The 25915-nt window shown below is 44.7% G+C and carries 23 protein-coding genes, 1 tRNA gene, 1 pseudogene and 1 riboswitch; of the genes and pseudogenes, 16 read left to right on the top strand and 9 right to left on the bottom strand.

Going from position 1 to position 25915, the window contains the following annotated elements; all coding sequences use genetic code 11:
- Positions 1-198 precede the first annotated feature (198 nt).
- Positions 199-274, bottom strand: a tRNA-Asn gene (locus VNE01S_RS00195).
- Between the two features lie 547 nt (positions 275-821).
- Between VNE01S_RS00195 and uvrB the strand changes: the two genes are divergently transcribed.
- The 3 genes from uvrB (at position 822) to luxU (ending at position 4858) form a co-directional block, all read left to right on the top strand.
- Complete coding sequence (gene uvrB / locus VNE01S_RS00200) at positions 822-2852, top strand: excinuclease ABC subunit UvrB (RefSeq protein WP_053396496.1); 2031 nt, start codon at positions 822-824, stop codon at positions 2850-2852.
- A 260-nt stretch (positions 2853-3112) separates the two neighbouring features.
- Complete coding sequence (gene luxO / locus VNE01S_RS00205) at positions 3113-4513, top strand: quorum-sensing sigma-54 dependent transcriptional regulator LuxO (protein WP_061781622.1); 1401 nt, start codon at positions 3113-3115, stop codon at positions 4511-4513.
- A gap of 3 nt (positions 4514-4516) precedes the next feature.
- Complete coding sequence (luxU, locus tag VNE01S_RS00210) at positions 4517-4858, top strand: quorum-sensing phosphorelay protein LuxU (protein WP_053396494.1); 342 nt, start codon at positions 4517-4519, stop codon at positions 4856-4858.
- Here luxU and VNE01S_RS00215 read toward each other — a convergent pair.
- The gene (locus tag VNE01S_RS00215; protein WP_053396493.1) at positions 4844-5731 is read right to left on the bottom strand and encodes a YvcK family protein; all 888 of its coding nucleotides are present in this window, start codon (positions 5729-5731) and stop codon (positions 4844-4846) included. The genes luxU and VNE01S_RS00215 overlap by 15 nt on opposite strands.
- 183 nt (positions 5732-5914) lie before the next feature.
- A riboswitch (molybdenum cofactor riboswitch) is annotated at positions 5915-6048 on the top strand.
- On the opposite strand from VNE01S_RS00215, the gene moaA reads away from it, so the two are divergent.
- The 8 genes from moaA to udp all read left to right on the top strand — a co-directional run bounded on the left by moaA (position 6037) and on the right by udp (position 12983).
- Positions 6037-7026 carry a GTP 3',8-cyclase MoaA gene (gene moaA, locus VNE01S_RS00220; protein WP_053396492.1) on the top strand — a complete coding sequence of 330 codons (990 nt, stop codon included), beginning with the start codon at positions 6037-6039 and terminating at the stop codon, positions 7024-7026. Its footprint overlaps the riboswitch before it by 12 nt.
- A gap of 85 nt (positions 7027-7111) precedes the next feature.
- Positions 7112-7624: a molybdenum cofactor biosynthesis protein B gene (gene moaB / locus VNE01S_RS00225; protein ID WP_053396491.1), complete on the top strand. Its 513-nt coding sequence runs from the start codon at positions 7112-7114 to the stop codon at positions 7622-7624.
- Positions 7625-7636: 12 nt separating this feature from the next.
- Positions 7637-8116 (top strand): cyclic pyranopterin monophosphate synthase MoaC, encoded by a 480-nt coding sequence (gene moaC, locus VNE01S_RS00230; protein WP_053396490.1) that lies wholly within the window; start codon positions 7637-7639, stop codon positions 8114-8116.
- Positions 8113-8358, top strand: a complete 246-nt coding sequence (gene moaD / locus VNE01S_RS00235; RefSeq protein WP_053396489.1) for a molybdopterin synthase sulfur carrier subunit — start codon at positions 8113-8115, stop codon at positions 8356-8358. The genes moaC and moaD overlap by 4 nt, the downstream gene beginning before the upstream one ends.
- A 2-nt stretch (positions 8359-8360) precedes the next feature.
- Positions 8361-8819 carry a molybdopterin synthase catalytic subunit MoaE gene (gene moaE, locus VNE01S_RS00240; RefSeq protein WP_053396488.1) on the top strand — a complete coding sequence of 153 codons (459 nt, stop codon included), beginning with the start codon at positions 8361-8363 and terminating at the stop codon, positions 8817-8819.
- A 294-nt stretch (positions 8820-9113) separates the two neighbouring features.
- On the top strand, positions 9114-9533 hold the full coding sequence (locus tag VNE01S_RS00245) for a CBS domain-containing protein (RefSeq protein WP_053396487.1): 420 nt from the start codon (positions 9114-9116) through the stop codon (positions 9531-9533).
- 181 nt (positions 9534-9714) lie between these two features.
- Positions 9715-12018 carry a zinc/cadmium/mercury/lead-transporting ATPase gene (locus VNE01S_RS00250; protein ID WP_053396486.1) on the top strand — a complete coding sequence of 768 codons (2304 nt, stop codon included), beginning with the start codon at positions 9715-9717 and terminating at the stop codon, positions 12016-12018.
- A gap of 206 nt (positions 12019-12224) precedes the next feature.
- Positions 12225-12983, top strand: a complete 759-nt coding sequence (gene udp / locus VNE01S_RS00255) for a uridine phosphorylase (protein WP_053396485.1) — start codon at positions 12225-12227, stop codon at positions 12981-12983.
- A 60-nt stretch (positions 12984-13043) separates the two neighbouring features.
- Here the strand turns inward: udp and VNE01S_RS00260 are convergent, their stop codons facing one another.
- The 3 genes from VNE01S_RS00260 to metG all read right to left on the bottom strand — a co-directional run bounded on the left by VNE01S_RS00260 (position 13044) and on the right by metG (position 17515).
- On the bottom strand, positions 13044-13856 hold the full coding sequence (locus tag VNE01S_RS00260) for a hypothetical protein (protein WP_053396484.1): 813 nt from the start codon (positions 13854-13856) through the stop codon (positions 13044-13046).
- Between the two features lie 320 nt (positions 13857-14176).
- On the bottom strand, positions 14177-15259 hold the full coding sequence (locus tag VNE01S_RS00265; RefSeq protein WP_053396483.1) for a hypothetical protein: 1083 nt from the start codon (positions 15257-15259) through the stop codon (positions 14177-14179).
- A gap of 189 nt (positions 15260-15448) precedes the next feature.
- A complete protein-coding gene (gene metG / locus VNE01S_RS00270) occupies positions 15449-17515 on the bottom strand; it encodes a methionine--tRNA ligase (RefSeq protein ID WP_053396482.1) in 2067 nt (688 codons plus the stop codon).
- A gap of 158 nt (positions 17516-17673) precedes the next feature.
- Here metG and apbC point away from each other — a divergent pair, with 158 nt between their 5' ends.
- The 3 genes from apbC (at position 17674) to VNE01S_RS00285 (ending at position 21973) form a co-directional block, all read left to right on the top strand.
- Positions 17674-18747 carry an iron-sulfur cluster carrier protein ApbC gene (gene apbC, locus VNE01S_RS00275; RefSeq protein ID WP_053396481.1) on the top strand — a complete coding sequence of 358 codons (1074 nt, stop codon included), beginning with the start codon at positions 17674-17676 and terminating at the stop codon, positions 18745-18747.
- Between the two features lie 310 nt (positions 18748-19057).
- Positions 19058-19699, top strand: coding sequence for a uridine kinase (gene udk / locus VNE01S_RS00280; RefSeq protein WP_053396480.1), 642 nt, complete (start codon positions 19058-19060; stop codon positions 19697-19699).
- 147 nt (positions 19700-19846) lie between these two features.
- Complete coding sequence (locus VNE01S_RS00285; protein WP_053396479.1) at positions 19847-21973, top strand: AsmA family protein; 2127 nt, start codon at positions 19847-19849, stop codon at positions 21971-21973.
- A gap of 68 nt (positions 21974-22041) precedes the next feature.
- Here the strand turns inward: VNE01S_RS00285 and cobO are convergent, their stop codons facing one another.
- Positions 22042-22647, bottom strand: a complete 606-nt coding sequence (gene cobO / locus VNE01S_RS00290) for a cob(I)yrinic acid a,c-diamide adenosyltransferase (protein WP_053396478.1) — start codon at positions 22645-22647, stop codon at positions 22042-22044.
- An 85-nt stretch (positions 22648-22732) separates the two neighbouring features.
- Here cobO and VNE01S_RS00295 point away from each other — a divergent pair, with 85 nt between their 5' ends.
- Complete coding sequence (locus tag VNE01S_RS00295; protein ID WP_053396477.1) at positions 22733-23182, top strand: low molecular weight protein-tyrosine-phosphatase; 450 nt, start codon at positions 22733-22735, stop codon at positions 23180-23182.
- A gap of 8 nt (positions 23183-23190) precedes the next feature.
- Here VNE01S_RS00295 and VNE01S_RS00300 read toward each other — a convergent pair.
- From VNE01S_RS00300 to sodB, 3 genes and pseudogenes are all read right to left on the bottom strand, one after another.
- A pseudogene (locus VNE01S_RS00300) lies at positions 23191-23854 on the bottom strand (SDR family oxidoreductase).
- A gap of 210 nt (positions 23855-24064) precedes the next feature.
- The gene (locus tag VNE01S_RS00305) at positions 24065-24568 is read right to left on the bottom strand and encodes a VC2046/SO_2500 family protein (RefSeq protein WP_053396475.1); all 504 of its coding nucleotides are present in this window, start codon (positions 24566-24568) and stop codon (positions 24065-24067) included.
- 133 nt (positions 24569-24701) lie between these two features.
- Entirely contained in the window at positions 24702-25286 is a 585-nt protein-coding gene (gene sodB / locus VNE01S_RS00310; protein ID WP_053396503.1) for a superoxide dismutase [Fe], read from the bottom strand.
- A 276-nt stretch (positions 25287-25562) separates the two neighbouring features.
- Between sodB and VNE01S_RS00315 the strand changes: the two genes are divergently transcribed.
- The gene (locus tag VNE01S_RS00315) at positions 25563-25898 is read left to right on the top strand and encodes a Grx4 family monothiol glutaredoxin (RefSeq protein ID WP_053396474.1); all 336 of its coding nucleotides are present in this window, start codon (positions 25563-25565) and stop codon (positions 25896-25898) included.
- Positions 25899-25915 lie beyond the last annotated feature (17 nt).

Here is a 25915-nt window from a genome sequence, read left to right on the forward strand (position 1 = left end):
AGTTATATATTTAAGAAATTCCGATCCCGACATTATCCTGCTTTGCTTAGCCAATAACAACCAAGGAAAGCTAAGGTTTTATATTGATGAGTGAATTTTATACAGAATTATAGTGAAATCGTTGAGAAGTGCAGCTTTGTTGGTAAGAGGCTAAAAACGAAAAAAGCCCAATCTGATGATTGGGCTTTTTTCTGAATTTGGCTCCCCCTGCGGGACTCGAACCTGCGACATACGGATTAACAGTCCGCCGTTCTACCAACTGAACTAAGGGGGAATTGCGTTAAGCGGGGCGAATCTTAACTTTGGTGCATGTGGGTGTCAACACTCACAATGCAATAATTTTAAAAAATAGTATCAAAAAGCGCTTTACTTTCTTGAACCCCTTACAGGCTATGGGCTCTGTTTACTTATCCACTAAAATTGTGGATAACTGTGTTAATTAAGTCTTAGCAACTCAATTTTCGAATTTTCGATACCGTTAAAAATAAAAAGCTAATTACAGTTTTAATTTTATAACCACATGAAAATAAAAGGATAAATAAAATATTCAGAGGTGTGTGATATTTCGATGAGCAAAATGTGTGCTGGGGATGTTTGGGCGATTTTTATGAAAATGTGTATAAGCTGTGACTTAAATATGTGAGATTTTTAGGGGGGATCTCTAGCAGGGCGGAAGATAATAACAGGATTGAATTTGATGATCTAGCACCAGAATAACTATTTTTTTAAAACAGGCTTATATTTCATCGCTAGCTATTGTGCATGTATATCTATACAGCCACAATACGCAGAGTTGAGTGCGAGTTAATGTAGAGGTTTCCATGAGCAAAGAGTTTGACTTGGTATCGGAATATCAACCATCGGGCGATCAGCCAACGGCGATCCATCAGCTGTTAGATGGCCTGGATTCTGGCTTAGCTCATCAAACGTTGTTGGGTGTGACGGGGTCGGGTAAAACATTCACTCTGGCTAATGTGATTTCACAAGCTCAGCGCCCAACCATTTTATTGGCGCCGAATAAAACGCTAGCAGCGCAGTTGTACGGGGAAATGAAATCCTTCTTCCCTAATAATGCGGTTGAATACTTCGTTTCCTACTATGATTATTACCAACCTGAAGCTTATGTTCCGACCACAGATACGTTTATTGAGAAAGATGCGTCGGTCAACGCGCATATAGAGCAGATGAGGTTGTCAGCAACCAAGGCGTTGTTAGAGAGAAAAGATGCCATCATTGTGGCGTCCGTATCGGCCATTTACGGTCTTGGTGATCCTCAGTCTTATTTGCAGATGATGCTGCATATTCGTCGCGGAGATGTGATGGATCAGCGCGATATCCTGCGTCGTCTGGCGGAGCTACAATACAGTCGTAATGATGTTGCGTTTGAACGCGGTCAGTTTCGAGTGCGTGGTGAGGTGATCGATATCTTCCCGGCAGAGTCAGATCAGGATGCTGTCCGTATCGAAATGTTTGATGATGAAATTGATTGTGTGAGCGTGTTTGACCCTCTCACCGGTGTAGTGAAACAAAGGGATCTACCTCGTTATACTATTTATCCTAAGACCCACTATGTCACTCCAAGGGATCGTATTTTAGAAGCGATTGAGAACATTAAGCTTGAGCTTGATAGCCGAAAAAAACACCTGCTAGACAATAACAAGTTGCTGGAAGAGCAAAGGATTAGCCAAAGAACGCAGTTTGATATTGAGATGATGACGGAGCTAGGCTTCTGTTCAGGCATTGAAAATTATTCAAGGTATTTAAGTGGTCGCACAGAGGGTGAGCCGCCGCCAACGCTATTTGATTATTTGCCTCACGATGGCCTTCTGATCATCGACGAGTCCCACGTGACAGTCCCGCAGATTGGCGCCATGTATAAGGGTGACCGCTCTCGTAAAGAAACGCTGGTGGAGTTTGGTTTCCGCTTACCCTCTGCGTTGGATAACCGCCCACTCAAATTTGAAGAATTTGAATCATTAGCGCCGCAGACTATCTTTGTATCGGCGACGCCTGGCAACTATGAACTAGAAAAGTCTGATGGGCAGGTGGCAGACCAAGTCGTACGCCCGACTGGGTTATTGGATCCAGAATTAGAGGTTCGTCCAGTCGCAACGCAGGTTGATGATCTGTTGTCTGAGATTCGTATTCGAGCGGCAAAAGATGAACGCGTCTTGGTGACCACGTTAACCAAACGAATGGCGGAAGATCTGACCGAGTATCTGACAGAACATGATGTCAAAGTGCGTTACTTACACTCCGACATTGATACGGTGGAACGAGTGGAAATTATACGTGATTTACGCTTAGGTGAGTTTGATGTGCTTGTGGGTATCAACTTGCTGCGAGAAGGCTTGGATATGCCAGAGGTATCTTTGGTTGCTATTCTTGATGCCGATAAAGAGGGCTTTTTACGTTCTGAACGTTCATTGATTCAGACCATTGGTCGGGCAGCGCGGAACGTTAGCGGTAAAGCCATTTTATATGGAGACTCGATCACTAAGTCGATGAAGAAAGCGATGGACGAAACGAATCGCCGTCGTGAGAAACAGCAAGCTTACAATGAAAAGCTGGGTATAGAGCCTCAGGCGCTGAAGCGAAATATCAAAGATATTATGGAACTGGGCGACATTACCAAGAGCAAAAAGCAACGTGCTAATAAACAGGTACCTCTTTCTAAAGTCGCAGAAAGCTCACAGAGTTACTCTGTGATGACGCCACAGCAACTGGATAAAGAGATCAGCAAACTGGAAGCACAAATGTATCAGCACGCACAAGATCTTGAGTTTGAGTTGGCGGCAGAGAAGCGAGATCAAATAGAGAAGATGCGTCAGCAGTTTATCACTAACAGCTAGACAGACGACTACGCAAAAAAATAGCCAATAGAAAGATTCTATTGGCTTCATTTTGTGAATACTTAGTTCACTAACAACGTCAGTTGGCTAGGTGACCCATAAGGGTCTCCTAATATAAAGCAGATATCGTGCCAATAAATAATCAGCCGTATTTGTTTAAAATAAAAGCAAATGTGCCTGCGATAGCCCTTTTTGTTTGCAAAATGCAAAGCCTAATGCAATTATTTACTACAAATTGCAATGCAATCTATGGCTAGGATATGCAAAATAATACAAATAACACCAAAGCAAAATATTTGCTTATGGTTGAAGATACGGTCTCTGTTGCAGCACTGTATCGCTCATACCTCACTCCATTACATATAGACATTAACATTGTCGGAACCGGGCGAGAGGCGATCGAAAGCCTTAATTTCCGTACACCTGACCTCATACTGCTTGATCTGCGTCTGCCTGATATGACGGGCATGGATGTGCTGTCTGCGGTAAAACAGAAAAACCCTGATGTCCCAGTTGTATTTATGACCGCTCACGGTTCCATTGAAACTGCGGTTGAAGCGATGCGCCTTGGCGCTCAGGACTTTCTTATTAAGCCCTGTGAAGCTGATCGTCTTCGTGTCACAGTCAATAACGCACTTCGTAAAGCAAACAAGCTTAAGAACGAATCTGGTGCTAAAGAAAATCAGGGATATCAAGGGTTTATTGGTAGTAGCCAGACGATGCAGGCGGTTTATCGCACGATCGATTCTGCCGCTTCGAGTAAAGCTAGCATATTCATTACCGGTGAAAGTGGTACTGGTAAAGAGGTGTGTGCCGAAGCTATCCACGCTGCGAGTAATCGTGGTGACAAGCCTTTTATTGCCATTAACTGTGCTGCAATCCCGAAAGACTTAATAGAAAGTGAATTGTTTGGTCATGTTAAAGGGGCGTTTACGGGCGCAGCGACAGACAGACAGGGCGCGGCTGAATTGGCTGATGGAGGCACCCTGTTTCTTGATGAGTTGTGCGAGATGGATCTAGATTTGCAGACAAAGTTACTGCGCTTTATCCAGACAGGCACCTTCCAGAAGGTTGGGTCGTCTAAGATGAAAAGTGTAGACGTTAGATTTGTTTGTGCGACCAACCGTGATCCGTGGAAAGAAGTGCAAGAAGGACGTTTCAGAGAAGATTTGTATTATCGACTCTATGTGATCCCTTTACACTTACCACCTTTACGTGACCGTGGTGATGATATTATCGAAATCGCTTACTCACTTTTAGGCTTTATGTCGAAAGAAAAAGAAGAAGGCAAGGACTTTGTTCGTTTGTCGCCTGAAGTGGTAGAACGATTTGCCCACTATGAGTGGCCGGGAAACGTGCGACAATTACAAAACGTGCTTAGAAATGTCGTGGTGCTAAACAACGGCAAAGAAATCACGATGAGTATGCTACCGCCACCGCTGAATAGACCGATGGAAAACCAAATTAAGGTGGAGTTAGTGGGCAAGCAAGAGCCTTCTGTCCATGACATATTCCCTCTTTGGTTGACCGAAAAGAAAGCGATAGAACAGGCGATTAAAGCTTGTGATGGCAACATCCCTAAAGCAGCAGGTTATCTGGATGTGAGCCCATCTACCATTTATCGTAAATTACAAGCTTGGAATACTAAGGAAACCCAGTAAATAATGGATGTTCTAAACCAAAGTAAGATTGACCGTCTCGCGAACGAGATAGGTGAAGAGAATGTACCGCTTTTGCTCGATATTTTTTTAGGAGAGTTAACTCAATATATTGAAAAATTGACTGATGAAGAGCACCTCGACGTCAGCCAATATTTGGCAGAGATTTGCCATGCTTTAAAAAGCAGTGCGGCTAGCTTTGGTGCGGAAGCCCTATGTGCGTTTGCTATCGAAATTGATGCAATCGCAAAAATGGGTGACATTACGGATTTAGAGTCAACTCGACTGAAAATGATAGCGTTGCTGACAGAAACTCAGCAGCGCTACCAGCAATTAATCGCGCAATAGCGACTCAATAGCGTGTTGAAGTTTGGTTCTGTCGTGTCGCCAGTCTCGGTTGGGTGAAGCTAGAGGCGTGGTGACACAATTCCACATATCCAGTTCTGGATGAGGTTCGTCGCCCAGAACTACATCAATTCTTCGACCTCGGCACGCGCGTTCACACCACTCCAGCTTTTCTACCAAAGACATTTGGCCAGCAGGTCCAAATTCAGGTGATAAGTTTTCCACGAAGATAAGCTGCGCTGTTTGATTATTGGCAATCGCTCGGCCTATTTCCGGAAGCAGCAGCGGAGGCATAATGCTGGTTAAAAAACTACCAGGCCCCAAAATAATCCCATCGGCTTGTTCGATCGCAATCACGGCTTCCCGGGTTGCAGGTACTTCAGGCTCTAAATCTAGCCGCACCAGTTTATCTGGCATCTCATCGACGCTGGTTTCACCAGTTACCCATTTGCCATCTGGGGCCAATGCTTTTAGATCAGAAGGGTGTTCAGTCATTGGGATGATATTGACATCCACTTTCAGCATATTTCGGATCAAATTTGTAGCATCGAGAGGACGAACAGAAAGGTTATCCAATGCGGTGAGCATGAGATTGCCTAAGTTATGGCCATCCAGTTCGCCAGAACCTTTAAAACGGTACTCAAACATCATTGAACTAATGGAAGGCTCAGTGATCAACTGATTGATACAGTTACGTGTATCCCCCCAGGCTATCCCGCCTTGGCAATCACGAATACGCCCGGTCGAACCGCCGTTGTCTGTTGTTGCAACAATACCCGTTGCATTTTCACCGAAGTCTTTTAGTGCCGCAAGCATTCGGCCCAGACCGTGACCACCACCAATGGCGACGACTTTTTTGGATGAGTACAGAGTCATGAATATCTTCTTATTTTTTTAAAATCAGCCACAATTTATCGTATTGCATTCATATGAGATACCCAATTGAGGGTATTTTGGGCTTAACCTAGTTTTTTTTTGACGTTGAGGGTAGAAGCACGCACAATTATTAAGTATTTTATGTAACAGCTGTCGTTTTTGGAAGCAAATAGCACAAAGACGATTGCCATAACTCCGAGCTCGTTAGGCTAAGTTCAATCGAATAAGCGTGGTGAGCCAGTGACAGGTCGTCACAAGGGCATAGTTGGAAATGATTATGCCTCCCGTGTTTGGAAAGGTGTTCCGTGGCGCAACAATTCGAAGATAGATTCCATCGCAAGTTTTACTATTTGCGACTTTCCGTTACTGACGTTTGTAACTTTAAATGTAATTACTGCTTACCTGATGGCTATAAGCCTTCGGGGCAGAAAAACTCATCCTTTTTAGCGCTTCCAGAGATCAAACGCGTTGTGCGCGCGTTTGCGGATTGTGGCACATCAAAAGTGCGCATTACTGGCGGCGAACCCAGTCTCCGTAAGGACTTTACTGATATCATTCAAACGGTCGCTGAGACGAATGGTATTAACAAAATCGCGACGACGACCAATGGCTACCGAATGGAAAAGCAGGTGGCAGAGTGGCGAGAGGCCGGTCTAACCGACATCAATGTTAGCGTGGACAGCTTAGACCCACGCATGTTTTACCAAATCACTGGCGAGAATAAGTTTTCTCAGGTGATGGGGGGAATAGATCGTGCGTTTGAAGTCGGGTACCAGCAAATCAAGGTCAATGTTGTTCTGATGAAAGATGTGAACTCCCAAGAGCTTCCCGCTTTTTTAAATTGGATCAAAGACAGACCAATCCAACTGCGTTTTATCGAACTGATGCAAACAGGTGAAATGGATGATTTGTTCCAAAAACACCATGTTTCTGGCGTTGGTATCCGTAACCAGTTGATTGCTAACGGCTGGCTCTTAAAAGCACGTGCTAAGAATGACGGTCCGGCTCAAGTATTTATTCATCCTGACTATAAAGGTGAAATAGGCTTGATCATGCCGTATGAAAAAGACTTTTGTGAAAGCTGTAATCGCCTACGCGTATCTGCCAAGGGCAAATTGCACTTATGTCTTTTTGGTGAGCATGGTGTTGAGCTACGTGACTTACTTCAGCAAGACTCTCAAGAAGAAGCTCTGATTCAAAGAATTCAGGAGCAATTGCAAACGAAGTCTGTCAGCCACTTCCTTCATGATGGTAACTCTGGTATGACACCGCATTTGGCGTCTATCGGCGGTTAAAAACCAGCAACAATTTAACCAATTTTTATTTTTGCTGGGTATAAGCTCGGCAGGATCAGAACTTATTTAAGTAGGTAGGTGAACAATGGGTCACGCAGAAAGCAAATTTCAACCAGCAAATATCGCAGTACTAACCGTTTCTGACACGCGTACAGAAGAAAACGACACTTCGGGTCGCTTTCTTGCTGAAAACGCACAAGATGCAGGACACAACGTGGTTGATAAGCAAATTGTTATTGATGATATGTACAAGATTCGAGCTATCGTTTCTCAGTGGATTGCAGATGATAATGTGCAAGCTGTGATGATCACTGGCGGTACGGGTTTTACCTCTCGTGACAGCACACCTGAAGCGCTGAAACCACTGTTTGACAAAGAAGTTGAAGGCTTTGGTGAACTATTCCGTATGGTTTCTTACGAAGAGATTGGTACCTCAACTATTCAATCACGTGCTATTGCGGGCTTTGCGAACCACACAGTTATCTTCGCTATGCCGGGTTCGACAGGTGCTTGTCGTACAGGCTGGACTAAGATTATCAAGCAACAGCTAGATGCGAGTCATCGCCCTTGTAACTTCATGCCTCACCTGTCTGTTTAAGCGGGGGACTGTATGAGCCAACTTACCCATATAAATGCTTCAGGCGAAGCGAACATGGTGGATGTGTCTGCAAAAGCAGAAACAGTACGTGAAGCACGTGCAGAAGCATTTGTTCATATGGCACCGGAAACACTTCAACTGATTGTTTCCGGCCAGCACCACAAAGGTGATGTTTTTGCTACTGCGCGTATTGCGGGCATCCAAGCGGCGAAAAAAACGTGGGATCTTATTCCGCTGTGTCACCCATTGTTGCTTTCTAAGGTCGAAGTTCAGCTTGAAGCGATTGAATCTGAAAATATGGTTCGTATCGAGTCGGTTTGTAAATTAGCGGGTAAAACCGGTGTCGAAATGGAAGCGTTAACAGCGGCTTCTGTTGCGGCACTGACTATCTATGATATGTGTAAAGCGGTCCAGAAAGATATGGTGATCGGTCAGGTTCGTTTGTTGGAAAAGACAGGTGGCAAGTCAGGTCACTTTAAGGCAGAAGCATGATTAAAGTTCTCTTTTTTGCACAAACTCGTGAACTCGTGGGTACGGATGAATTAACCCTAGATGCCCAGTTCGAAACAGTTGAAGCCTTGCGCGCTCATTTGGCTGCGCAACCAGGCAAATGGGATTTGGCCCTTGAGCCTGGCAAGCTGTTAGCCGCAGTAAATCAATCGATTGTACCGTTGGAATACGAGATCAGCGACGGCGATGAAGTGGCATTTTTTCCTCCAGTGACAGGTGGTTAATTATGGATAGTCGTGTGTCGGTTCAGTTTGAAGACTTTTCCGTTGGCGCTGAGTATGACTCATTAGCACAAGGTACAGCATCTGGTGCCGTGGTGACTTTCGTTGGCAAAGTTCGTGACATGAACCTCGGCGATAATGTTACCGGGCTTTCGCTAGAGCACTACCCAGGCATGACGGAAAAAGCGCTGGCTGAAATCTGTGATGAAGCAGAAAAGCGTTGGCCACTGCAAAGCGTTCGCGTTATTCATCGAGTCGGTGATTTAGATATTGGTGACCAAATCGTCTTTGTCGGTGTATCGAGCGCTCACCGCGGCGCGGCCTTCGAAGCTTGTGAATTTGTGATGGATTACCTGAAAACCAAAGCACCATTCTGGAAGAAAGAACGTACGACCGAAGATACTCGTTGGGTCGAGTCGAGAGATTCAGACGCACAAGCCGCACAGCGATGGCACAATAAGTAAGTGACCAGTCAATGATATGAAAGCGCCCTCCATTAATGAGGGCGCTTTTTTGATCTTGGCTGACTAAAAATGTGTCTTACACATGACTATAAGGTGTTTCAGTGAGTTCTCTGTTTCAAAATTTACGGCTGTTGCCACGTCTATTAAGGGCTTAGTGGCAGGGCGCTTGCTTAGTTTTTGATGTTTGATAGGAAGCAACAATTAAAAAAATTGGTGATTTCCATTTAGTAAAATCAAGAAATTAGACAACAATTACATTGTACGCAGCATGACTGGCGAATTAAGGAGAACTCAATGGAATCACTAAAAGTAAAAGACTACATGACACTGCAGGCGGTAACCTTTACACCAGACATGTCATTAAGCGCAGCCTTGCAGAAGGTGCTGAACTCTCGCTATTTAGGGGGGCCAGTGATTAACGATAAAAAAGAAGTGATTGGTTTTTTATCGGGGCAAGACTTGTTGGAAAAATTGATTAAGGTGTCGTATTACTGCCAAGATACGCACATCGTGAAAGACTGTATGCACCCAGATGTTTTGTCAGTGACACCAGATACGTCAATCATTGCACTGGCGGAAATGATGACCAAAGATAAACCCAAAGTGTATCCAGTCGTTGATGCCAACAACAAACTGCTTGGCATCATTACGCGTCAAAACGTGTTGCTCGCTATCGCTAAAAATATTGATGAGTGTTTTAAGCACCCAGTTTAGCGTTCAATTGATAGACGCAAAAGTGGCGCTATTCGCGCCACTTTTTAGGTTTTAGCAGATAGGAGTGAGAGATAGGCATTTGTTTCGAGGAAAAAGTACCTTGTTCAGGCAAGAAATCATTTGACCTTAGAGTCGACTCCAAGGTTTATGATTAGTGTGTACATCAAATGGAGATCAAACTATGTGCACAAAACATCATGCTTGTCGTTCTAACAAAGTTGCGTTGAATCCTTCTCATGCTGATTCGTGTTCTAGCCCCAAAATTGCTTCTATTAAAATGGAAGGTGTAGAAACGCAGGATTGCTGTAGTTCAACAGGATGCAGCAGTGGCGTTGAACCAATAGATGAGGACACAGACCCCAAAGTCTCTGCCGCAGCACCATTTACCCACAGCTGGAAAATCGATGGGATGGACTGCCCATCCTGTGCCAGAAAAATAGAAACCGCCGTCAATAACGTTGAGGGTGTTTTACAATCTCAAGTATTGTTTACCACGCAAAAGCTAGTGGTGAATGCCAATCACTCTGGTGTCGCTCAATTGGTCGAACAAACCATCATCGACACGGGTTTTTCCTTCAGTGACTTTTCTTCTGCTTACCAAAATGATCAGCCCTCAGGCTGGAAAAGTATCCTAGTAAAAAACAAATCCATTATCGCGATAGCAGCCTCGATGGCATTCGCCACGGCGATTAAGCCCACTATGCCTCAGGTGAGTGAATGGTTGTTTATTATTACGTGTTTAATCGGCCTATATCCGATCGGTAAAAAAGCGCTGTCATTGGCGAAATCTGGGACGCCTTTTGCCATAGAAACCTTAATGAGCGTGGCAGCATTAGGGGCGCTTTATCTGGGGGAAACGGCAGAAGCTGCAATGGTGTTATTGCTCTTTTTAATTGGCGAGCAATTGGAGGCATTTGCAGCGCATAAAGCGCGTAGTGGTGTGCAATCATTAATGGCCCTTGTCCCTGACACAGCGACCAAAATATCGGGTGGACAACGGATAGAAGTGTCTGCCAGTGAGCTTCAACCTAACGATATTATCGAAGTTTCTCCAGGAGGGCGACTGCCCGCCGATGGACGCCTGATGAGCAGTACGGCTAGTTTTGATGAAAGTGCTTTGACAGGCGAATCTTTGCCTATTGAGCGCAGTGAGGGTGACAACGTGATGGCAGGCGCAGTGGTTGTCGATCGAGTGGTCCGTTTCACTATTACCTCTAAACAGGGCGAAAATGCCATTGATCGTATTCTCCATTTGATCGAAGAAGCGGAATCTCGCAAAGCGCCTCTTGAACGTTTTCTCGATAAGTTTAGCCGTTGGTACACACCACTCATGATGCTGGTGGCCCTAATTGTGATTGTGGTTCCTCCAATGGTATTTGCTCAACCTTGGGAAACGTGGACCTACCGAGGGTTGGCCTTGCTGTTAATTGCCTGTCCGTGCGCGTTAGTTATCTCAACTCCAGCAGCAATTACCTCAGGATTGGCGGCTGGCGCACGCCGAGGGGCTTTAATTAAAGGCGGCGCTGCGTTGGAGCAACTTGGTAAAATCGAAGCAATCGCGTTTGATAAAACGGGCACACTGACTAAAGGCGAACCCGAAGTCACAGACGTGATTACACTCAATGCTTGGAGTGAGACGCAATTACTGGAGAAGATAGCTTCTATCGAGGTGGGCTCAAGCCATCCATTGGCCGTTTCACTTGTCAATAAAGCAAGACAGTTACAGATAGCATTACCAGAAGCATCTGGTAAACAAGCGCTTGTCGGCAGTGGGGTCACAGGGGTAGTTGCTGGTGTACGTTACACCGCGGTTGCACCGAGCAAGCTGGATTTCACGCTTAGCCAAGAAGTTGAGCAGCAAGTTCATCTATTGGAAGAGCAAGGCAAAACGGTTGTGGTGGCTGTAGAAGGTGATGATTCGCTAATGGGACTCATTGCTTGGCAAGACACACTTCGTGAAGATTCGGCCGAATCTGTGGCAGTGCTAAAGCAGCTAGGTATTCGCTCTATCATGTTAACGGGCGATAACCCACGTAGTGCACAATCGATCAGTAACCAAATAGGTATTGATTTCCAAGCCAGCCTATTACCGCAAGATAAAGTGACTTATATTGAAAAGCTATCACAACAGTCGCATGTCGCCATGGTGGGTGATGGCATTAACGACGCACCCGCAATGAAAGCAGCAAATATAGGGATTGCAATGGGTGGGGGGACCGATGTGGCTTTAGAAACGGCCGATGCGGCCATTACCCATAATCGCTTAATCGAGCTCGTTGGGATGATTGAGTTATCACGAGCCACATTAACCAATATTCGTCAAAATATCGCTCTGGCACTTGGTCTCAAAGGCGTGTTTTTAGTCACGAGTTTGTTAGGGATAACAGGGTTATGGGTCGCTGTACTTGCTGATAGTGGTGCAACCGCTATTGTTACTTTGAATGCACTACGCTTGTTGCGATTTAAATCAAAGCTAGATAGCTAACTTTTATGCAACCAAATCGTCTCGCTTGCCTTTAATTGTGATGTAGATCTATTTTGAGTGTAAATGGTAATCCAATTGCGTTTGTAAATGTGATTATGATCTCTATAAGGGCGTAAAAACTCAGATAGAGTAGATTCTGTACCCGATGAATATATAGAGCAAGCGAAGACAAGATAGTGTCGACTTGCCAAAATAAGGAGCCCCCTATGTCTCAAGCTGTTTTCCACCTAGGTGTTACCAAAGAAGATCTTGCTGGTGCTACTCTAGCGATCATTCCTGGTGATCCTGCGCGCGTACAAAAAATTGCTGAAGAGATGGAAAATCCAGTATTTTTAGCTAGCCAGCGTGAGTACACACTTTACCGCGCAGAGCTAGATGGTAACCCTGTTGTTGTATGTTCTACGGGTATTGGCGGCCCTTCAACTTCTATCGCTGTAGAAGAACTTGCTCAACTTGGTGTTCGTACTTTCTTGCGTGTTGGTACAACTGGTGCAATTCAACCAGATGTGAACGTTGGTGACATGATCGTAACCACGGGCTCTGTTCGTCTGGATGGTGCTAGCCTGCACTTTGCGCCAATGGAGTTCCCAGCAGTCGCAGACTTTGACGTTGCAACTGCGATGAAAGCGGCAGTAGAGGAGTCTGGTGCGACAGTTCACATGGGTGTAACTGCTTCAAGTGATACGTTCTACCCAGGCCAAGAGCGTTACGATACTTTCTCTGGTCGCGTTGTTAAGCGTTTCCAAGGCTCTATGAAAGAGTGGCAAGAAATGGGGGTGCTGAACTTTGAGATGGAATCTGCAACGCTTTTGACGATGTGTGCAAGCTCTGGCCTGAAAGCGGGCTGTGTTGCAGGTGTTATCATTAACCGTACACAGAAAGAAATTCCAGATCACTCAACGCTAAAAGAGACAGAAGCACGTTCAATCAAAGTCGTTGTTGAAGCGGCGCGTAAGATGCTTTAATCGTTGTTTAAAGATAAACAGCCATCCAATACGGATGGCTGTTTTCGTTTGGGGCGCTTGTTAGCTAAAAGCAACTTTGGGTAAAGGTTGATAAAGGCTTTCCGTCATATCTGACAGCATTTGGTCATAGACATGGGAAACAATTAATGATATTTCCGTGGTCAATTGATAGAGCTCATCGACGTTCATTGGTAGATCGTTGCTCGAACTTATTTCTGTCAGCGTATGCATAGAGCGAGAGCTCGCAGGTGACGCCAGTGCCAAAGGACTAATTACAGAGAGCTGATTGAGCTTTCTACGTGTTTTATCACAGTAATACTTCACTCGAACCATGCCTTCCGGATAATGGCAATCCTGAATCGATATACGCAATTGCGTTAGGGTTTCCATACTGTCCAGTACTTGCTGCCAGTTGATGTGGTACTCTTCGCTTAAATCCTCTCGTCCAGATTCAATCAACCACGCGATGGCGATCTCATCCATCAGAAACATACAGTGACGAATCGTTTTGCCGTGCATTACTTGGTTTCGCGCAACGGAGTTTTTTTGCCAATCTCTTCCCAATGCCTTGAGTTTTAGTTGCAAAATTCGGTACATCGGCTTGTTGTCAAACTGTGCAATGGCAATCAACTCACCTGATTTCTCCATCATCAAATCATAGGTTTGAGCCAGTTTTGGCGAGAGGTCGAACGTATTCGTTTGAGTCAGTACTTGATGAGTAATGGCGCGATGTTGGCGGCTCAGCAGTAAAATCTGTCTTAGCAGCACCAAGATTTCATATTTGCGTTGAAGAGACGTTTGGCGCTGTTTAGAAATATGAAACAGGACAGCCAAAATACTAAGAGAAATGCCAATTGAAATAAGCACGAACATAACCAACTCCTTGTTATTGAATCGCTTTTTAAGGAGTAGGGCATTTTTAATGCCAATTAATTAGTTGTTTAAATTCAATGGCTTATGGTTTTATCTTGTGTGCGAATGCGCATGTTTGGTGCAGCCAAGCACTGAAAGTGTGAAATAAATGAGTAAAGCTTCATTGTACGGAGTTCACCTATGCTCTGTGTATCATCAGCCCGTACTTGAGCTTGCTGCGCTTTGGCGGCTAATAACAAATCAAAAGTATTATCTGATTCGACTTTAAGTTGTCCGCTAATGCCCTCCGCATATGCGGAGGGCTGAGAGTGTAGGAGTCATCATTCTACTTTGAACTCCTTGATCATTTGGATGAATAGCTGACGATGCTTGTCAAATGCATACTCGGGTGCACCATACATGCCTAGCAACTCATAAGTTTTCTTTGGCGTTTCAATCACGGTGACGACTGCGATGGAGTCTTCTCCAAATATACGCTCAGTGCAAATTAGGTCTGACTTAACAGACACCTGATCTTCTAGCAGGTATTTACTCTGCGTACATTTGGCTTGCGATAGGCTTTCTTCCAACCAAATTCTTCGGTCATGCATGTGATCATCAAGCGACGCTAGCTTTTCACTGTAAGTAAATAGTACGAGGTAATTGCTCGAATTAATGCTAGCAAACTCTGCTTCAGCACTGCCATCAGAGAACGTGCCGATTTCGGCTTGGTACCAACCTTGTTCAAAAAACTTGAGAGATGCTTTTTGATCCGCAGAAATGGCGGTAAAAGTCTTCGTCTCTAAACGCGGAACATCTTTTAGTTGATAAATTTCGATGATTTCTAATGCAGCTCCCGCAATATAGATAGGGATAAGGGTAATAGCGAGAAGCCACTTTAAGACGAGTTTGAGTTTGTTTTCTTTCTTCCAACTGACGTTTGGCACTGCGTGCTTTAGTCTCGTAATTCGTCGGGCAAAAAACGCAAAACTTATAGACCACACAACGAGTATGAGTAAATCGAGCCAGATTGGAGTTGGGAGTTTTGAAGATAACGATACATAAGTGTTGCTAAGCAACATAATCACGATTGTTACAAGATCCCACTTCTTATCATGAGGAGATGAATACTCTGTTTCTAGCTTCGTAAGAGTCGAATGTAGTATCGGCAGACTAAATAGAGAAATAACAGGGGATAACGAGAACAGCCACAGCCAAGGTGTGAATCTTTTTTTACCGAGTTTGTTGAACTCGTGTGTTCTAACCACCAAATAAAAGATGGAGTAAACAGAAAAAGTAGACAACGTCAGTACAAACTCCCATATAAATGAACGAGTTTGATTGAGCGTAATGGCTTCTTTAGACGTTGTTGCTTGTGCTGGAGAATCAGAGCTATTTGCGATTGGGCGAGTTGTATCGGTCATGTGAACAAATCCTTGTTAAGCGCTCACAAGCTAAATGTTTACCTTATATATATCAATACTTTTGGTTGAAATGATTTTCACTTTATATGCAATTGTAGAGCTATGTCTATTTCGGTATCACTTTAATTAAGCTATCAATAAAAAACCCCGCTAAAGTGGCGGGGTTTCTGTTTATTTGTCGCTTAAAGCTTACATGACGCGCATACCAGGCTGAGCACCTTCGTGTGGCTCAAGAATCCATAGGTCGCTGCCACCAGGGCCAGCTGCCAACACCATGCCTTCAGACATACCAAACTTCATCTTACGCGGCTTCAGGTTAGCAACCATCACCGTGTGTTTACCGATAAGGTCTTCAGGCTTGTATGCAGACTTAATCCCTGCAAATACTTGGCGCATTTCACCACCGATATCAAGTTGAAGCTTAAGTAGCTTGTTAGCTTTAGGCACTTCTTCACACTCAACAATTTTAGCAATGCGCAGGTCTACTTTGGCAAAGTCATCAAACTCGATTTCATCTGCGATTGGCTCTTTGCTTAGCTCTGTCTCATTTTTCTCGGCTTCTGCTTTCTCTTTCGCTGCCATTTCAGCGGCTGCGTCTTCTTTAGAAGCTTCAACCATCGCTTCAACTTTCTTAGGGTCGATGCGGTTGAACAGTGCTTTGAACTTAGTGATTTCGTGACCCGTTAGTGGCGCAGCGATGCCTTCCCAAGTCAGCTCTTGGTTTAGGAACGCTTCAGTACGCGCAGCCAGTGCTGGCATCACTGGTTTTAGGTAAGTCATCAGAACGCGGAACAGGTTGATACCCACAGAACAGATGTCTTGCAGCTCCTGATCTTTGCCTTCTTCTTTCGCGATTACCCAAGGTGCTTTTTCGTCAACATATTGGTTCGCTTTGTCTGCTAGTGCCGTGATTTCACGGATTGCGCGACCAAACTCACGAGTTTCAAAGAGCTCTGCGATACGTTCTGCTGCGGCAACGAACTCGTTGTATAGTTCTGGCTCAGCAAAGTTGTCAGACAGCTTGCCTTCGAAACGTTTAGCGATAAAGCCAGCGTTACGTGATGCTAGGTTAACGATCTTGTTTACTACGTCAGCGTTCACGCGTTGCGTAAAGTCTTCAAGGTTAAGGTCTAAGTCATCAATACGGCTGTTTAGCTTCGCTGCGTAGTAATAACGTAGGCACTCAGGGTCTAGGTGATCAAGGTAAGTGCTCGCTTTTATGAACGTGCCTTTAGACTTAGACATTTTCGCGCCGTTTACGGTTACATAGCCATGCACGTACACGTTGTTTGGCTTGCGGAAACCAGAACCTTCTAGCATTGCTGGCCAGAATAGGCTGTGGAAGTAAACAATGTCTTTACCGATGAAGTGGTAAAGTTCCGCAGTGCTGTCTTTCTTCCAGTACTCGTCAAAGTCTAGGTCATCGCGTTTATCACATAGGTTTTTGAATGAACCCATGTAGCCGATAGGTGCATCTAGCCATACGTAGAAGAACTTGCCTGTTTCACCTGGGATCTCGAAGCCGAAGTACGGCGCATCACGCGAGATATCCCACTGTTGTAGCCCAGATTCAAACCACTCTTGCATCTTGTTCGCGGTTTCAGCTTGTAGCGAGCCAGAGCGAGTCCACTCTTTTAGCATGCTTTCAAACTGAGGTAGGTCGAAGAAGAAGTGCTCAGAATCTTTCATTACTGGCGTCGCACCAGAAACGGCAGATTTAGGATTGATCAGTTCAGTCGGGCTGTAAGTCTCACCACATGCATCACAGTTGTCGCCGTACTGGTCTTCAGACTTACACTTAGGGCAAGTACCTTTTACGAAACGGTCCGGTAGGAACATCTCTTTCTCAGGGTCAAACAGCTGAGAAATCGTACGGCTAGAAATAAAGCCGTTTTTCTTTAGTTCAAGGTAGATGTGTGAAGCCAGCTCACGGTTCTCATCTGAGTGTGTACTGTGGTAGTTATCAAAGCTGATATCAAAGCCGGCAAAGTCTTTTTGGTGCTCTTCGCTGACGGCGGCAATCATCTCTTCAGGAGTAATACCCATCTGTTGCGCTTTAAGCATGATTGGCGTGCCGTGAGCATCGTCAGCACAAATGAAGTTTACAGTGTTGCCGCGTAGGCGTTGGTAACGAACCCAAATGTCCGCTTGGATATGCTCTAGCATATGACCAAGGTGGATCGAACCGTTAGCGTACGGAAGGGCACAAGTTACCAGCATTTTCCTTGCAGGAAAGTTTCTTGGATCGTTTGCCATACTTAATATTCGCTTTTTTGATAGGTCTAAAAAATTAAAGAGTAATACTACCTTATCCCCCGAATGACTCCAAGCTGTCAAAGGGGTGATTACCTTAGTTTTTTCAGGGTTCAGTACGGACCTTGCTAGTGGTAGCATAGTCAGTAAAAGGAGGGCCTATGCGTCAGTTCACTTCAAAACAAGATTTTTGTGATTGGTTAAACCAATTTAAGCACCCATGCCTTACAGAGGAATGGGCTTCACAGCCAAATATTATTGCAGTCGAAACCGAAGGTTTTAGTATTGCGTTGCCTTTTGCGGCTAATTCACTCGTTGATGATTTATCTGGCTGGATCACTAACCAGCAAGAATCCGCTCAAGTACCCTCGTTTGAGTTTTCTATTCAAATTGCGCCTAAGGCGTTAGAGACGCACGTTGCGGCCGAAGTGAAAGGGGTGAAGAACATCATTGCCGTTACGTCGGCGAAAGGTGGGGTAGGGAAATCAACTACCTCCGTCAATTTAGCATTGGCAATGGCGCATTCAGGGGCAAAAGTTGGCCTACTCGATGCTGATATCTACGGTCCCTCAGTACCCATGATGATGGGCGAAATGAATGCCAGCCCTCAAGTGCGTGACAACAAGTGGATGCAGCCAATTTCGGCGCATGGTATTTACACCCATTCCATCGGTTACCTGGTTTCAAAAGACGAAGCCGCGATTTGGCGTGGTCCAATGGCGGCCAAAGCGTTAGCACAATTGCTTAATGAGACTGAATGGCCTGAGCTCGATTATTTGGTGATTGATATGCCACCGGGCACGGGTGACATTCAATTGTCACTGGCGCAGCAAGTACCAGTTACAGGCGCCGTCATCGTGACGACACCGCAAGATCTAGCGTTGGCTGATGCTCGTAAAGGCGCGGCGATGTTTGAGAAAGTCCACGTACCAGTGATTGGTTTGGTCGAAAATATGAGTTACCACATTTGTAGTCATTGTGGTGAAAAAGAGCACATTTTTGGCGCTGGTGGTGCAGAACAAATGTCGCAGGAATATGGATTGGATCTATTAGCGCAGATCCCACTGCACATTTCAGTACGTGAAGATATTGATAACGGTAAACCAACCGTTGCAGCGCGTCCTGACTCAGAGCACGCGAAACAGTACATGGCACTTGCGCAATCCACTTGTGCCAGAATGTACTGGAAGGGTAAAGAAAAACCGGAGTCTATCCTCTTTACCATGGTCGAATAGCACAGCTTGTTATCTGTTGCATATGATTATCACCACTCCTTTTCACCCTTTTGAGCGGAAAGGCGTGGTGGAATCGGTATGCTTGTGGATGTTAATTAAACAGTAAACAGGCTTTTTATTATTTGTAATCGTTTGCGTTGAGAGCCGTTATTCCAATTAGGCTGATTACGATAATACGCGCTGGAATCTCCCCCCCGAACTCCCTATAATCAGGCGGTTTATCTATTTTTGACTAATATCGGTATGCTTTTGTTGGCATATCTGAGTTATTAGCTAACGACACCAATTCAATTCATCGGGTGCAAGAATAATGTCTGATAATAATCAATGCGTCATCGTCGGTATTGCTGGCGCGTCTGCTTCTGGAAAAAGTTTAATCGCGAGCACAATCTACAATGAGCTGCGTGAGAAAGTGGGCGATCATCAAATTGGTGTAATTACGGAAGATTGTTACTACAACGATCAAAGCCACTTGAGCATGGAAGAGCGTGTAAAAACGAATTACGATCACCCGAGCGCACTGGACCATGATCTGCTTTGTGATCACCTAGAAAAGCTTGTTCGTGGCGAAGCAGTCCAAGTGCCAGAATACAGCTATTCAGATCACACGCGTACATCAAATACTACGACGATGACACCTAAGAAAGTGATCATCCTTGAGGGTATTTTGCTCCTTACTGACCCTCGACTACGTGACTTAATGCATGCAACTGTGTTTATGGATACTCCGCTAGATATCTGCTTGCTGCGCCGTGTTAAGCGTGATGTAGAAGAGCGTGGCCGTACAATGGAGTCGGTACTTAAACAGTATCAGCAAACGGTTCGCCCTATGTTTATGCAGTTTATCGAACCTTCTAAACAGTACGCTGACATTATCGTCCCTCGTGGTGGTAAAAACCGAATCGCAATTGATGTACTAAAAGCGCATATTGCCAAGCTTCTGAAAGCTTAAGTATTTATTCGCGGCAAACGCTTTATTTTTATTAAGAGAAGTGGCACTTTAGGTGCCACTTTCTTTTTATGGCCACTAATTTATTTCAACGGCTACTTATACTTGGAGTAATGAGCAAACATTACTCATCAAGCAAGGATACTGCTAATGAAGAAACTGTTCCTATTTATTGCAATTCCCGTTGTTGCAGTTGTCGGTGCGCTTGTTGCACTGGTGCTGCTGGTGAACCCAAACCAGTTCAAACCTTTGATTGTTGAGCAAGCGAAAGCTCAAACCGGTCTAGACTTGGTGGTTGAAGGGGACATTGGTTGGCAATTTTTTCCCTCTATTGGTTTTGAAATCGGCAAAACAGAACTGCGTAACCCGGAAGGGTTCAGCCAGCCAAACATGTTTAAGGTCGACAATATTGTTGTAGAAGTGTCTGTCGCTCCTCTATTTAGCAAGCAGCTTGAAGTTGGTAATGTTGTGCTGGATGGTGCTGAGTTCTCGTTTGAGACACTCAAAGACGGCACTAAGAACATTGATGCTTTAACTCAGGCTCAGTCTTCTCAAGCCGAGCCAAAGGAGCCGCAAGCTGGGGAAACAGCCTCACAACCGCAAGCATCTAGCTCTCCAAGAGAGTCTGATTGGGCAATAAGTCTTGCGGGGGTAACCGTGTCAAACGCTGCGGTTGAAATCCAAGATAAACAGGTGGGCAGTTTCACTAAGCTTTATGATGTTTCTCTTCATCTGTCTGAATTTTCATTTGATAACTGGACTAAAGCTGAGTTTGCGGCAAAAGGTGAGAACAACCAGCAGAAATTCGCGGCAGAAGGTGACGTCGAATTTCGTCTCGCCAAAGGAATGTCTGAATACGCTCTGCGCAATATCAACATCGAGAGCAGCTTTAGCGATCCAGCAACCAAGATGGATCGTATCAAACTGGCGTTAGAGACGTTCGAATTCGATAAAGTGAATGCGCTAACGTATACCATCCAAGGTCGAGCTGCAGATCTTGATATTGACTTGCAAGGTGCAGGTTCTTTGACCGTCGATAAAGCCATCTCAAATGTTGTGCTTGATAAGCTGACGCTACAAGGGTCGTTAGACGGCAAAGCGCTTCCTCAATCGCCAATGAAAATTAACATGGCGACGGACATACGTTTCAACCTAGCTAAAAATCATCTGAACCTTTTGCTGAACAAACTGACGGCAAATGCACTCGCGTTTGATGGTAAAGCCGATATCACGCTGGGCGATATCCCGAAAGTGCGTTTTGCATTGCACAGCCCAAATATTGATTTGGATGAGTTTTTAGGTTTAAAGCAAGCAGGTGGTTCTAAGAGTTCAGAAACCGCAGGTAACAGCACCTCGAATGCCGCGAAACAAGAGCCCAAAGCCGAAGTAGAACCGGATTTATCTGCGCTGAAAACCTTAGATGTTAAAGGCGATATTACGATTGATAAGTTCAAAGCAAGCAACGCGAAAATGCAAAACGTGAAAGCGAGCTTCGGTGTCAATCGCGGTGTGGCACAGTTAACGTCATTTACCTCTAATTTGTATCAAGGCTCTATTAGCGCTTCGGGTAAGTTAGACGCGCGTAAAACGCCAGCGACTTACTCTATCGTCAAACGCATTAAAGGTGTGGCGGTTCAGCCTCTATTGATCGATTTGGTTGATAACGAAAAGCTGGAAGGTACTGGTAACATTGACGTTAATCTTACAGGACGTAGCCTTAAGCCTTCTGCTATTCAGAAGAACCTAGCAGGTACAGCTGTGATCAACTTTACAGACGGTGCTGTAAACGGCATCAACGTTGCGCAGATGATCCGTGAAAACTACGCGAAGTTTAAAGGCCAGTCACTGGATGGTAAGCAAGGTGTCCAGAAAACCGACTTCAGTGCTCTGAAAGCGACCTTGAATATCAATAAAGGTAATGTATCGACCAATGATATGAACATGCAATCGCCGCTACTGCGTATTCGTGGTAAAGGTAAAACGAACTACATCAACCAAACTGTCGACTTTACCGTGAGTACTTCGGTTGTTGGGTCGTTGGAAGGCCAAGGCGGTAAAGACATTGATGAACTGCGTGATGTGACTATTCCTATTAATGTTTCTGGTTCTTGGGATGATCCGAAATTTAAACTCGTGTTTGATGATGTGCTGAAACAGAAAGCGAAAAAAGAGATTGATCGCGGACTGGAAAAGCTGGATGAAAAACTCGGTGAGAAGATAAAAGATGAGAAGACCAAAGAAGCGGTAAACAGCCTCATTAAAGGTCTTTTCAACTAATCTAGAGCGATAAAAAAACGGCGTATCGGAACTACCGATACGCCGTTTTTGTTTTTGCTTGGGTTAAGTTACCAGTCGACGCCTTTTAGTGCCTTCACGCCAGATTCGAAAGCGTGTTTAACATTCTTAACTTCAGAGACGGTATCGGCCATTTCGACAAGAGTGCGATGAGCGCCTCTACCAGTGATGATCACAGATTGCATTTTCGGGCGATTATTTAACGCTTCCACGACTTCTTCCAAGTCAATGTAGCCGTAGTTCACCATGTAAGTGAGTTCATCAAACAAAACCACATTGATGGATTCGTCTTGAAGCATGCGTTTACATTCTTGCCAGACTTGCTGCGCGGCTTGTGTATCTGCGGCCTTGTTTTGGGTTTCCCAAGTAAAGCCAGTTGCCATCACTTGAAACTCGACCCCAAGCTTTTCTAACAGATTACGTTCGCCGTTATCCCACGTGCCTTTAATAAATTGAGCAACAGCGCAATTCAGGCCATGACCTACCGCGCGTGCGACAGTACCAAAGCCGGACGTTGATTTGCCTTTACCGTTACCAGTGATGATGAGTAGCAGTCCTTTCTCTTCTTGGGCGGCAGCGATTTTTGCATCAACTTGCTCTTTAACTTTTTGTTGGCGGGCTTTGTGACGGGCTTCTTTGTTGTCTTCAGTAGACATGGCAAATCCTTGTTAATTTAGCGAAATTATTCCTATCATAGCCTATACCGCGAAGTGCAAAAACCATGGCTTATTGAAGGATATTATGAACAAGATATTAATTGTCTGTATGGGGAATATATGTCGCTCGCCAACAGGTGAAGCGGTACTCAAAGCGAAAGCACAGCAAATGGGAGTTAATATAATGGTCGATTCCGCAGGGACCATTGGCTATCACCAAGGTAATCCACCCGATCCGCGTGCGAAAGCGGCAGGCGAGAAGCGCGGTTACTCGTTTAGGGGGATTCGTGCTAGGCGGGTTGTTGAGGCTGATTTTGAAGAGTTTGATCTGATTTTGGCGGCAGATAAGGATAATTTGGCGGATCTTCAGCAGCGTTGTCCTGCACATCTCCAACACAAACTGGCGCTATTTTTAAGTTTTTCAGATTCAAACTATGACGAAATTCCCGATCCATATTATGGTGGTGATAATGGGTTTGAGTTGGTGCTCGACTTAATCGAAAATGCCAGTGATAACCTGCTTAAACGGTTCTAATCCCGCCACTATGCGGCCATCACCCGACCACTGAAATAGTCATTACAGACAATATATTCAGTATTGCGGATCAGTTCATCCCGGATTTCTGCCCAATGGGTAGATTCATGTTCTAGGTTTGGAACGACCCCCCCCCACGCGAATATTGAATGGTGTCAGCTGCTTTGCCCAGCTTTGGGTAAAGCCTGCGATCATAGAGGTTGCATTGTCTATTCCGGAAAGGTCTTGATAATCATTGTGAGAGATAACATTCACAATCACTCCGTTCTTCTTCTCTTTGCGCATTTTCTCTGCGGTTGCCTGGCCGAAAGTAAACAAAGTCGCTGCCATGAGAGACAAACTTTGTGTAAATGCATCGCTAGCCGCATGATCGAAAATATTTGGCATAGCTTCTACCGTCAGTGCATTGATTAAAACATCAGGGGAGCGGTGTATTTCTTGCTCAATATATTGAAAGAGCGCTGAAATAGATTCTATGGAATGATCGGGGATCGGGAATTGATAAACATTATCTGAGATCTCACAACATAAATGATATGCGTCTGCGAGCTGACGAGTGTCTTTATCACATAAAATCAACGTTGCCCCTAATGAGGCAAAATGTAATGCCAGTGTACTCCCCAATTGAGAGCCAGCCGATGTTACTAATACCACTGAATTTGTAATGTTCATTGGTTATCCCCTAAGACCAATCAATGCTCTTTAGCTTCTCAATGATGGTAGAACAACGGGGATTTATATGTGAATAAGGTCAAACTTAATCAAGACGTAAGAATGATAAAGTTGTTTCTTTGCGGTTATTCACACTAAGTGGTCCGATTGCTGAACCGAAAGCAAATATGGTCTATGCGTTGTGTGATATGGCTGGTGTTTTATAGAGCGTTACGCTTGTGCGGAAATCTGGAAACTGCGCTGAGCGGCAACGAGCTGGTTATACAAATCTGCAGGCATGAGTTGTTTCGGCTCTGTTTCTCCCAATTTTCGACGCTGGTGCCCTGAAAGGTTATGGTAAACCTCTTCAGGAAGGTTGTGCGTATCTTCAGGTAAATAAGCCAAGACTTCGGGTTTTAAATAATGGCTCAATTTGGCACTCGGTAAACCTGAGTCATGAAAGAGTGTTGCTTGTTGCGCAGATACTTCGTAAGAGCTTTGATCGGAACGAAGCGCTTGAGGGGGTTGGAGTTGAAAACGCTGGCGAAGTGCTTGTTCAGTCGCGTCTATTTCCTCTATTTTTTCGACAGGGGTGTTGTCGCGTACATCATCCGAAAACATCGACAGTATCAGAGCAAAATCGGCGCGACGTCCTTCATGAACAGCATGGTTGATACCATTGCCGAACTGAAGTTCGTTGATAATCGTTGCTTTGTCTAAAGTATGGACTTGCATATAACCCCTCGTTTGATGCTTTTGTAGCGACTCAAACAGAGAAAACTTTAGAGAGATTAGTGATTAAAAACAAAAAAGCCAGCTAACTGCTGGCTTTTTCATCGACTAAATTGAAACCCTAAGGGGAAGGGAATTATTTAGCTAGGTTTTCTGCAACGAAGTCCCAGTTAACTAGAGCCCAGAAGCCGTTCATGTAATCTGGACGAACGTTACGGTAATCGATGTAGTACGCGTGTTCCCACAGGTCAACAGTTAGAAGTGGAGTAACACCTTCATCTGTTAGAGGAGTACCAGCGTTAGAAGTGTTAACGATGTCTAGAGAACCGTCCGCTTTTTTAACTAGCCAAGTCCATGAAGAACCGAAGTTGTTGATTGCAGCGTCTGTGAATTTCGCTTTGAATTCTTCGAATGAACCGAAAGCAGCGTTGATTGCGTCAGCAACTGCGCCAGTCGGTTCGCCGCCCGCGTTTGGCGCTAGACAGTGCCAGTAGAACGTGTGGTTCCAGATTTGCGCTGCGTTGTTAAATACACCGCCAGTTGAAGTCTTGATGATCTCTTCCAGAGTTTTACCTTCAAACTCAGTACCAGGGATAAGGCCGTTTAGCTTAACAACGTAAGTGTTGTGGTGCTTACCGTGGTGGAAATCTAGTGTTTCTGCTGAGATGTGTGGTTCTAGTGCGTCTTTCGCGTAAGGAAGAGCTGGTAGTTCAAATGCCATTGCTCGATTCTCCATTTGTAAGAAAGAGTCAGACTCTTTCGATTGCTTCCAGTGATATTTATTATTCATGGCCCGCTTCGCTTGATAGCCAACCATGGTCATACTGCTGACTTGAGCTATAGTTTAGCAAGTTTTTACTTTATTAAAAGGCTAGATGCCCAATTTCTATATGAAATTTAATTATCGAATAAAGCCACAATGATTATAGGCTTTTTATTCTGCTCCAATGGTTTAGAATGTCCAGATAATTTGCAGTAACTCCATTAAGAGGAAGCAATGGAAACTATCGATAAAATCAAACAGCAAATCGAAGAGAACTCGATCCTTCTTTACATGAAAGGCTCACCAAAACTGCCTAGCTGTGGTTTCTCTTCTCAAGCTGCGCAAGCACTAATGGCTTGTGGCGAAAAATTCGCATACGTAGACATTCTACAAAACCCAGACATTCGCGCTGAGCTTCCAGCTTACGCACAGTGGCCAACATTCCCACAGCTTTGGGTTGAAGGCGAGCTGATTGGTGGTTGTGACATTATCATCGAAATGTTCCAAAAAGGTGAACTTCAGCCACTAATTAAAGAAGCTGCGGCACGCGCTGCAAGCGACGAAGAATAATCTTTGTAAAGAAACCA

The organism is Vibrio nereis NBRC 15637, from assembly GCF_001591105.1.
GTDB lineage: Bacteria > Pseudomonadota > Gammaproteobacteria > Enterobacterales > Vibrionaceae > Vibrio > Vibrio nereis.

Excerpts from the sequence above, each read along its gene's own strand:
- uvrB (WP_053396496.1), top strand. The coding sequence starts at position 822 with ATGAGCAAAGAGTTTGACTTGGTATCGGAATATCAACCATCGGGCGAT.
- luxO (WP_061781622.1), top strand. The coding sequence starts at position 3,113 with ATGCAAAATAATACAAATAACACCAAAGCAAAATATTTGCTTATGGTT.
- luxU (WP_053396494.1), top strand. The coding sequence starts at position 4,517 with ATGGATGTTCTAAACCAAAGTAAGATTGACCGTCTCGCGAACGAGATA.
- VNE01S_RS00215 (WP_053396493.1), bottom strand. The coding sequence starts at position 5,731 with ATGACTCTGTACTCATCCAAAAAAGTCGTCGCCATTGGTGGTGGTCAC.
- moaB (WP_053396491.1), top strand. The coding sequence starts at position 7,112 with ATGGGTCACGCAGAAAGCAAATTTCAACCAGCAAATATCGCAGTACTA.
- moaC (WP_053396490.1), top strand. The coding sequence starts at position 7,637 with ATGAGCCAACTTACCCATATAAATGCTTCAGGCGAAGCGAACATGGTG.
- moaD (WP_053396489.1), top strand. The coding sequence starts at position 8,113 with ATGATTAAAGTTCTCTTTTTTGCACAAACTCGTGAACTCGTGGGTACG.
- moaE (WP_053396488.1), top strand. The coding sequence starts at position 8,361 with ATGGATAGTCGTGTGTCGGTTCAGTTTGAAGACTTTTCCGTTGGCGCT.
- VNE01S_RS00245 (WP_053396487.1), top strand. The coding sequence starts at position 9,114 with ATGGAATCACTAAAAGTAAAAGACTACATGACACTGCAGGCGGTAACC.
- VNE01S_RS00250 (WP_053396486.1), top strand. The coding sequence starts at position 9,715 with ATGTGCACAAAACATCATGCTTGTCGTTCTAACAAAGTTGCGTTGAAT.
- udp (WP_053396485.1), top strand. The coding sequence starts at position 12,225 with ATGTCTCAAGCTGTTTTCCACCTAGGTGTTACCAAAGAAGATCTTGCT.
- VNE01S_RS00260 (WP_053396484.1), bottom strand. The coding sequence starts at position 13,856 with ATGTTCGTGCTTATTTCAATTGGCATTTCTCTTAGTATTTTGGCTGTC.
- VNE01S_RS00265 (WP_053396483.1), bottom strand. The coding sequence starts at position 15,259 with ATGACCGATACAACTCGCCCAATCGCAAATAGCTCTGATTCTCCAGCA.
- metG (WP_053396482.1), bottom strand. The coding sequence starts at position 17,515 with ATGGCAAACGATCCAAGAAACTTTCCTGCAAGGAAAATGCTGGTAACT.
- apbC (WP_053396481.1), top strand. The coding sequence starts at position 17,674 with ATGCGTCAGTTCACTTCAAAACAAGATTTTTGTGATTGGTTAAACCAA.
- udk (WP_053396480.1), top strand. The coding sequence starts at position 19,058 with ATGTCTGATAATAATCAATGCGTCATCGTCGGTATTGCTGGCGCGTCT.
- VNE01S_RS00285 (WP_053396479.1), top strand. The coding sequence starts at position 19,847 with ATGAAGAAACTGTTCCTATTTATTGCAATTCCCGTTGTTGCAGTTGTC.
- cobO (WP_053396478.1), bottom strand. The coding sequence starts at position 22,647 with ATGTCTACTGAAGACAACAAAGAAGCCCGTCACAAAGCCCGCCAACAA.
- VNE01S_RS00295 (WP_053396477.1), top strand. The coding sequence starts at position 22,733 with ATGAACAAGATATTAATTGTCTGTATGGGGAATATATGTCGCTCGCCA.
- VNE01S_RS00305 (WP_053396475.1), bottom strand. The coding sequence starts at position 24,568 with ATGCAAGTCCATACTTTAGACAAAGCAACGATTATCAACGAACTTCAG.
- sodB (WP_053396503.1), bottom strand. The coding sequence starts at position 25,286 with ATGGCATTTGAACTACCAGCTCTTCCTTACGCGAAAGACGCACTAGAA.
- VNE01S_RS00315 (WP_053396474.1), top strand. The coding sequence starts at position 25,563 with ATGGAAACTATCGATAAAATCAAACAGCAAATCGAAGAGAACTCGATC.